A 9,133-nucleotide genomic window follows, 5' to 3' on the forward strand; every position below is an offset into this window, starting at 1 on the left:
GGGGGTCAGGACAGGCCGAGGTCCTCGTTGATGAGGGTGAACAGCTCGTCGTCCGAGGCGTTGGCGATGTCCTCGTCGGTCGCGGTGCCCGTCGGGGTGGCGTCCTCGGCCGAGCGCAGGCGCGCGAGGAGGCGTTCGAGCCGGTCGGCGACGGCGTCCCGTTCGTCGGGGGCGATGCCGTCGACCGGGAGGGCGTCGAGGGCGTCGAGCACGTCGAGGCCCGTGGCGGGCGCGGTGCCGCTCGCGGGGCCGCTCGGGTGGTGGGTCAACGGGTCGGGGGCGGGGGCGAGTTGCTCGGCGAGGTGGCGCGCGAGGGCCAGCGGGGTCGGGTGGTCGAACAGGGCGGTGGAGGCGAGGCGCAGCCCTGTCACCTCGTTGAGCCGGTTGCGCAGCTCGACGGTGGCGAGGGAGTCGAAGCCCGCCTGGGTGAATCCGCGGGTGGGGTCGATGGCGTTGGGGCCGGTGTGGCCGAGGGCCAGGGCCGCCTTGCCGCGGATGAGGGCGAGCAGCGCCTCCTCGCGTTCCGCCGTGTCCCGCCCGGCCAGGCGGCGCCGCAGCGCGGCTGCCTCGGCGGCGGCTCCGCCCCCGGTTCCGGTGGTGTGGCGGGTGCGGGCGGGGGCCAGCTCGCGCAGCAGCGGCGGCACGGGGTCGGCCGTCCTGAGCGCGGCGGGGTCGAGGCGCAGCGGGACGAGGTGGGGCTCGGCGGTGCGGCTGGCGGCGTCGAACAGCGCCATGCCCTGGTCGGTCGTGAGCGGGATCGCGCCCGACCTGGTGAGCCGCTCGCGGTCGGCGGCGGCCAGCTCACCGGCCATGCCGACCTCCCACGCGCCCCAGGCGAGGGACTGCGCGGGCCGCCCGGTGGCGTGCCGTTGGTGGGCGAGGGCGTCGAGGAACGCGTTGGCGGCGGCGTAGTTGGCCTGGCCCGCGCCGCCGATGACCCCGGCGGCCGAGGAGAACAGGACGAACGCGGCCAGGTCGAGGTCGCGGGTCAGCTCGTGCAGGTGCCAGGCGGCGTCCACCTTGGGGCGCAGGACGGCGTCGAGCCGGTCGGGGGTGAGGGCCTCGACCACGCCGTCGTCGATGATCCCGGCGAGGTGGACGACGGCGGTCAGGCCGTGGCCATGCTCCGGGGTGCCAGCCTCGGTGACAAGGGCGGCGAGGCGTTCACGGTCGGTGACATCGCAGGCCCGCAGGTCGGCGGTGGCGCCCAACGCGGCGAGCTCGGCGGTCAGTTCGGCGGCGCCTTGGGCGTCGGGGCCCGAGCGGCCGATCAGCAGGAGGCGGCGGGCGCCGCGCCGGGCGAGGTGGCGGGCGAGCGCCCGGCCGATGGCGCCTGTGGCGCCGGTGATGAGGACGGTGCCCTCGGGGTTCCAGGGGCGCGGCTCCCGGCGTTCGCCTTCGGCTGCCGTGGCGCGGACGAGGCGGGGGGCGTGGAGCGTGCCAGCGCGGAGGGCGAGCCTTGGCTCGTCCGAGGCCAGCGCGGCGGCGAGCGGCCCCGGGGCGAGGGGCTGTCCCGGCTCGGCGTCGACAAGGAGGAGACGGCCAGGGTGCTCGGCCTGCACGGAGGCGAGCAGGCCCCAGACGGTGGCGGCCGCCGGGTCAGGCGGGGCGTCGGCGGCGTTCGTCGCGCCGCGCGTGACGACGACGAGGCGCGCGGGGGTGAACTCGCCCGCCAGCCACGCCTGTACGAGGTCGAGCGCCCGGCGCGCGGCGTGGTGGGCGGCGTCGGGGAGCGGGAGTGCCGCGTCGGGCGCGACGGTGACGAGGACGGCGTGGGGGACGGGCTCGCCTTCGGCGACGGCCTTCGCCAGGTGGCCGAGGTCGGGGTGGTGCGCGGCGCCGTCGAGCCGGGCCGCGTCCATGGTGACGGCGTCCGCTCCGATGGCGTCCGCTCCGATGGTGGCCCACCGGGCCCCTGGCGATGCGGGCGCGGTGGACAGCGGCCGCCATGTCACCCGGTGCAGGGCGTCCTGGCGCGGCGCGAGCTGCTCCGTGGAGACACGCCGGGTGACAAGCCTGCCGATGTGGGCGACGGGCAGCCCATCGGTGTCCATCAGGGTGACAGAGACGCCGTCGGCTCCGGTGGGGCGCAGCCGCACGCGGAGCGCGGCAGGCGCGGGCGCGTACCGGGTGACGTCGTGCCATGCGAACGGCAGGCGCCCGGTCGACTCGTCGAGGGAGTCGAGGCCACCCGCGTGGAGGGCGGCGTCGAGCAGTGCGGGGTGGATGCCGTAGCGGTCGGCCCCTGGGCGCTGGTCGTCGGGCAGGGCGACCTCGGCGAGCGTGTCGTCGCCGTGGCGCCAGGCGGCGCGCAGGCCGTGGAACGCGGGGCCGAGGCCGAAGCCGCGGGCGGCGAAGCGGTCGTAGAAGTCGGCGGTGTCGATCGCGGTGGCGCCGGGCGGGGGCCAGGCGCCCTCGGGGGCGGGGGCGTCGCCGGGTGCGGCGGGGGCGAGGACGCCCTCGGCGTGGCGCGTCCAGGGCGCCTCGGGCTCGGCCTCGGGGCGCGAGTGCAGGGTGAGCGTGCGCCGCCCCGCCTCGTCGGGCGGGCCTACCCGCACCTGGGCCAGCTGACGCCCGCCGTCGGTGGGCAGCAACAGGGGTGCGTGCAGGGTGAGTTCGTCGACGCGGTCGCAGCCGACGCGGGCTCCGGCGTGCCAGGCCATCTCGACGAGTGCGGTGCCGGGGACGAGCAGGGTGTCGAGGATGGTGTGGTCGCCGAGCCAGGGCTGGTCGGCGGTGGAGAGCCGCCCGGTGAGCAGCAGCCCGTCGCCGTCGGCGAGCGTCGTCGTGTCGGGGAGCAGCGGGTGGGCGTCGGTGGCGGCAGGGGCGGCGCCCGGGGCTCCGGCGGCGAGCCAGTAGTGCCGCCGCTGGAAGGCGTAGGTGGGCAGGGGAACGGTCCTGGCGCCGCCGCCCGCGAGGGGGGCGGCGCGGTCGGGGGCGTGGCCGCGCACATGGAGGCGCCCGAACGCCGCCGCGAGCGCGGTGGGTTCGTCGTGCCCGGAGCGCAGGGTGGGCACGAACGCGGTGTCGCGGGCGTCGGGCAGGCAGTCCTCGCCCATGGCGGTCAGGACGGCGTCGGGTCCGAGTTCGAGGAACGTCACCACGCCCCGCGCGTGGAGGTGGGCGATGCCATCGGCGAACCGGACGGGCAGGCGGGCATGGCGAACCCAGTAGTCGGGGCTGCCGAGTTCGTCGTCGTCGACGACCGTGCCGGTGACGTCGGAGACGACGGGGATGCGGGCGGGGTGGTAGGCGATGCCCTCGGCGACGGCGGCGAACGCGCCGAGCATGCCGTCCATGTGGGGCGAGTGGAACGCGTGCGACGTGCGCAGCCGCTTGGTCTTGCGGCCCTGCCCGGCCCAGTGGGCGGCGGCCTCGTCGACGGCGTCGGCGTCTCCGGCCAGCACGACGGATGAGGGGCCGTTGACGGCGGCGAGCGCGAGGCGTTCACCGTGTCCTTCGAGGAACGGGCCGATCTCGTCCGGGGTCGCCCGGACCGCGAGCATCGCCCCGTCGGCGCGCTGGGCCTGCATCAACGCCCCGCGCGCGGCGACGAGTCGGCAGGCGTCGGGCAGGGTGAGCAGGCCCGCGACATGCGCGGCGGCCAGCTCGCCGACCGAGTGGCCGAGGAGGATGTCGGGCCGCACGCCCCAGCTCTCCAGGAGGCGGAACAGCGCCACCTGGACGGCGAACAGGGCGGGTTGGGCGTACTGGGTGCGGTCGAGCAGGTCGGGCTCGCCGTCGATGACGTCGCGCAGCGGACGCCCCAGGTGCCGGTCGAGCTCCCCGCACACCGCGTCGAACGCCTCGGCGAACGCCGGGAACACGGCCGCGAGTTGGGCGCCCATCCCGGGCCGCTGACTGCCCTGCCCCGTGAACAGGAACGCGAGGGTGCCGTCGACCGGCGCCCCCTGGGCGGTGCGGGGCGAGGGGGTGCCCGAGGCCAGGGCGTCGAGGGCCGTGAGCAGCGCCGCGCGGTCGCCGCCGCCGGGGAGCGTGAGGGCGGCGCGGTGGCTGAGGGCGGCCCTGCCGAGGGCGATCGAGTGGGCGATGTCGAGCGGGCGCGGCGCGGGGTGGGCGGTGAGGTGGGCGTGGAGCCGGGCGGCCTGCGCGCTCAGGGCCTCGGGCGACTCGGCGGAGATCAGCAGGGGGACGGGGAGCGCGGGGCGGCCCGGCTCGTCGGGGTCGGGCGCCGGGTCGGCCAGCTCCGCGGCGTCGAGGGGAAGTTCGAGGATGGCGTGGGCGTTGGTGCCACTGACGCCGAACGACGAGACACCCGCGCGGCGGGGGCGGCCCGTCTCGGGCCACTCCACGGCCTCGGTGAGCAGCCGAACGTCCCCCGCCTCCCAGTCCACATGGGAGGAGGGCGCGTCGATGTGCAAGGTGCGGGGCAGGGTGCCCCGGTGCATGGCCTCCACCATCTTGATCACGCCCCCGACCCCGGCGGCGGCCTGGCTGTGGCCGATGTTGGACTTCAACGACCCGAGGTAGAGCGGCCGTTCGGGATCACGCCCCTGACCGTAGGTGGCAAGGACGGCCTGCGCCTCGATCGGGTCACCCAGCGTCGTCCCCGTGCCATGCGCCTCAACGGCGTCCACCTCGGCGGCACCCAGCCCCGCGCTGGCCAACGCCGCACGGATCACCCGCTGTTGAGCCGGACCGTTGGGGGCGGTGAGGCCGTTCGACGCCCCGTCCTGGTTGACGGCCGAGCCCCGCACGACGGCGAGCACCCGGTGGCCGTTGCGACGGGCGTCGGAGAGGCGTTCAAGGAGCAGCATCCCCACGCCCTCGGCCCACCCGGTCCCATCCGCCGCCTCGGCGAACGGCTTGCACCGCCCATCGGCCGCCAGCCCACGCTGCCTGCTGAACTCCACGAAGGCGCCTGGGGTTGCCATGACGGTGACGCCTCCGGCCAGGGCCATCGCGCACTCGCCGTTGCGCAGCGACTGCGCCGCCAGGTGCAGGGCGACCAGGGACGAGGAGCAGGCGGTGTCGACGGTGATGGCGGGCCCTTCGAGGCCGAGGGCGTAGGCGACCCGGCCCGAGGCGACGCTGCCCGCGCTGCCGTTGCCGAGATAGCCCTCCAGGTCGCGGGCGGCGGGCGAGCCGCCCCCGTAGCCGCCGTGGATCAGGCCCGCGAAGACGCCGGTGGCGCTGCCGCGCGCCGAGGAGGGGTCGATGCCCGCGCGCTCGAACGCCTCCCACGACGTTTCCAGCAGCAGCCGCTGCTGCGGATCCATCGCCAGGGCCTCACGCGGCGAGATCCCGAAGAAGTCCGCGTCGAACTCCCCGGCGTCCCGCAGGAATCCGCCCTCGCGGACATACGACGTGCCCACCCGCTCGGGATCCGCGTCGAACAACGACGCCACGTCCCAGCCCCGATCCCCCGGGAACCCCGAGACGGCGTCCACCCCCTCGGCCACCAGCCGCCACAACTCATCGGGCGACGTCACCCCACCCGGGTAACGGCACGCCATCCCGACGATCACCACCGGATCGTCACCGGGCGCGACCGGTGCCAACGCCGGTGGCTCGGCCGCCCGTTGGGGCTCGCCGGGGCCGAGCAGCGCCCGCAGCTCGGCCGCGAGGGCATGGGGCGTGGGGTGGTCGAACACGGCGGTCGAGGGCAGGCGGAGACCGGTGGCCGCGTTGAGCCGGTTCCGCAGCTCGACGGCGGTCAGTGAGTCGAACCCCAGCTCCTTGAAGGCCCGTTCGGCGCCCACCGCCTCGGTGGTGTCGTGCCCGAGCACGGCGGACGCCTGGGCGCGGACCAGCGCGAGCAGCTCATCGGCGGACGCGTGGGCGTAGCGCCCTGGGCCGCCGTCGCCCGTGGCGCGCGGCAGGCGGCGCCGGGTGGCCGAGCGCACCAGGCCGCGCAGCAGCAGCGGCGCCTCGTCGAGTGCGGCCCTGGCGCGGAGGGTCGCGGTGCGCAGACGGATGGGGGCGAGCAGCGTCTCCCCGGCGGCCAGCGCGGCGTCCAGGAGGGCAAGGCCCTCCTCGGTGGTCAGCTCCTCGATCCCGGCCTGGCGCATCCTGGCCACGTCCTCATGCCCCAACCCCCCGGTCATGCCGCTGCGTTCGGCCCACAGGCCCCACGCGAGCGAGACGGCGGGCAGGCCGAGGGAGCGCCGGTGGAGGGCGAGGGCGTCGAGAAACGCGTTGGCCGCCGCGTAGTTGCCCTGGCCCGGGCCGCCCAGGAGGCCCGCGGCCGAGGAGAACAGCACAAAGGCGGCCAGGTCACGCCCGCGCGTCAGCTCGTGGAGGTGCCAGGCCGCGTCCACCTTGGGGCGCATCACCCGTGCGAGCCGCTCGGGCGTCAACGAGCCCAGCACGCCGTCGTCGAGCACGCCCGCCGTGTGCACCACGGCGGTCAGGGGGCGTTGGGCCGGGATGCTGTCGAGGAGCGCGGCCAGCTGGTCGCGTTCGGCGGTGTCGCACGCCGCGACGGTGGCGCTGGCGCCCAACTCGGCCAGCTCGGCGACGAGTTCGTCCGCGCCCTCGGCGGCGGGGCCGCTCCGGCTCACCAGCAGCACATGGCGCGCGCCATGGGCCGCGACGACATGGCGGGCCACGGCGCGGCCCAGGGTGCCGGTGCCGCCGGTGATCAGCACGGTCCCGTCGGGCGACAGCGCGGTGAGCGGCGGCGGGGGCACGGTCAGGACGATCTTGCCGATGTGCCGGGCCTGTTGGAGGTACCGCAGCGCCTCGGGTGCCCGCCGCACATCCCATGTGGTGGTGGGCAGCGGGGTGAGCACACCGGCCTCGGCCAGGTCGAGCACCTCGTGCAGCAGCTCCCGCACCCGGTCGGGCCCGGCCTCTATGAGGTCGAACGCCCGGTAGGTGACGTCGTCCCTGGCGGCGCCCTCCCTGATGTCGGTCTTGCCCATCTCGACGAACCGGCCGCCGCCCGCCAGGAGTCGCTGCCCCGCGTCGACGAACTCGCCCGCCAGGGAGTTGAGTACGACGTCGACGCCCCGGCCGCCGGTGGCGGCGCGGAAGGCGTCCTCGAAGTCGAGGGTGCGCGAGGACGCGATGTGCTCGTCGGGCAGCCCGGCCGCGCGCAGGGCGTGCCACTTGGCGGGGCTCGCGGTGCCGAGGACGTGCGCGCCCCAGTGCCGGGCGAGTTGGACGGCGGCCATGCCGACGCCCCCGGCCGCCGCGTGCACCAGGACGGTCTCGCCCGCGCGGAGGCGGCCGAGGTCGCGCAGCCCGTAGGCGGCGGTGAGGAAGGCGATGGGCGCGGTCGCCGCCTGGACGAACGACCAGCCGCGCGGGATTCGCACGAGCATGCGGTGGTCGGCGACGGCGGTCGGCCCGAACGAGCCGGGCAGCAGTCCCATCACCCGGTCGCCAGCCTTGAGTTGCGTCACATCGTCGGCCACGTCGACGACCACGCCCGCGCCCTCGCCGCCGAGCTCGTCGCGGCCCTCGCCGCCGTCGCGGCCCGTGACCATGCCGAGGGCGAGGACGACATCGCGGAAGTTGACACCCGCGGCGCGCACGGACACCCGCACCTGGCCGGGGCCGAGCGGCTCGGTGACCTCGGGGCACGCGCCGAGCAGTACGTCGCGCACCGTGCCACCCGACGCCCCTGCGTCGCCGAGGCGCAGGCGCCAGGCGTCAGGGGACTCGCGCGGCGGGGCGAGCGGCGGCTCGGGCCTGTCGAGGCGGGGGGCGTGGGCCGTGCCGGAGCGCAGCGCGAGCTGGGGCTCGCCCCCGGCCACGGCGGCGGCCAGGGCCGCGCGGGACGCGGGGTCGTCGTCGGTGTCAACCAGCGTGAACCGGCCGGGGTGCTCGGCCTGCGCCGACCGCAGCAGGCCCCATGCGGCGGCGCCCGCCAGGTCGGCGACGGCCTCGCCCTGCTGAACGGCGACCGCGCCCCGGGTGAGCAGGACGAGCCTGGTGTCCCGGTGGGCGTCGTCGGCGAGCCATGCGCGGACCCGCTCGAGGGCGTCGACGACGGCCGCGTGGGCGGCGCCCGGCAGGTCGCCCTCCGCGCCGGTGCGCGGGGCCAGCTCGACGGTGACCGGCTCGGGGGCGTCGGGGTCACCCGGGAGGGGTGACAGCGGGGTCCAGCGCACCCGGAAGAGGAAGTCCCGTGCCGCGCGCGCCGTTTCGGTCGCGAACGCGTCGGTGGCCAGGGGGCGGGCGACCAGCGCGCCGACGGACAGGACGGGCAGGCCCCGCTCGTCGGCGACCTCGATGGCCACCTCGTCCTCGCCGCGCGCTGCGAGGCGCACACGCAGCACATCGGCGGGGCCGGTGGCGTGCGGTGAGACAGCGCGCCAGGCGAAGGGCAGGCGTCCCTCACCGGCCAGGACGCCCCCGACGCGCAGCGCCTGGAGCCCGGCGTCGAGCAGCGCGGGGTGCGGGGAGAAGTCGTCCGCGCCCCGCCCCTGGGCGGCCTCGGGCAGCGCCACCTCGGCATACAGCTCGCCGTCGCCGCGCCAGACGGCGCGTAGCCCCTGGAACGCCGGTCCGTAGGCGAACCCGGCCTCGGCGGCGGTCGCGTAGAAGTCGGTGAGGTCGGCGGGCACCGCGCCCTCCGGCGGCCAGGGAGCCAACTCCCCCGGCGCGTGGGGTGTTTGGGTGGACAGGGTGCCGGTGGCGTGCCGCGTCCACTCCTCCGCCCCCTGGCCCTTGGCGTGCAGCGTCAACGACCTGCGCCCCGCGTCATCGGGGGCGGAGACGCTGAGCTGCACCCGGGTGTCACCGGTCTCGGCGATCACCAGGGGCGCTTCGAGGGTGAGTTCGTCCAGGTGCCAGCAGCCGACCTGGTCACCGGCGTGCAGCGCCAGCTCGAGCATGGCCGTGCCGGGCAGCAGGATCGCGCCGTTGACCGCGTGGTCGGCGAGCCACGGGTGGGTGCGCGGGGAGAGGCTGCCGGTGAACAGGAACCCCTCGCTGTCCACCAGTTCGACGCCTGCGGCGAGCAGCGGATGCCGGGTCTCCCCCAGCCCCATGCGCGCGGTGTCCACGGCCCCGGCGCCCGCGTCGAGCCAGTAACGGCGGTGCTGGAAGGGGTAGGTGGGCACATCGACCCGACGGGCGCCGGGGAACACCGTGCCCCAGTCAACAGGAACGCCATGCGCCCAGGCTTCGGAGAGGGAGGCGAGGAAACGGGCCTGACCAC

The 9,133-nt window shown here is 76.5% G+C and carries 1 protein-coding gene; it reads right to left on the bottom strand.

Translation table 11 applies throughout. From position 1 onward, the window contains the following. Positions 1–5: 5 nt before the first annotated feature. Positions 6–9,035, bottom strand: coding sequence for a type I polyketide synthase (locus tag D7318_RS34410; protein WP_230424272.1), 9,030 nt, complete (start codon positions 9,033–9,035; stop codon positions 6–8). Positions 9,036–9,133: the final 98 nt, after the last annotated feature.

The organism is Streptomyces radicis, from assembly GCF_003626575.1.
GTDB classification, from domain to species: Bacteria; Actinomycetota; Actinomycetes; order Streptomycetales; family Streptomycetaceae; genus Streptomyces; species Streptomyces radicis.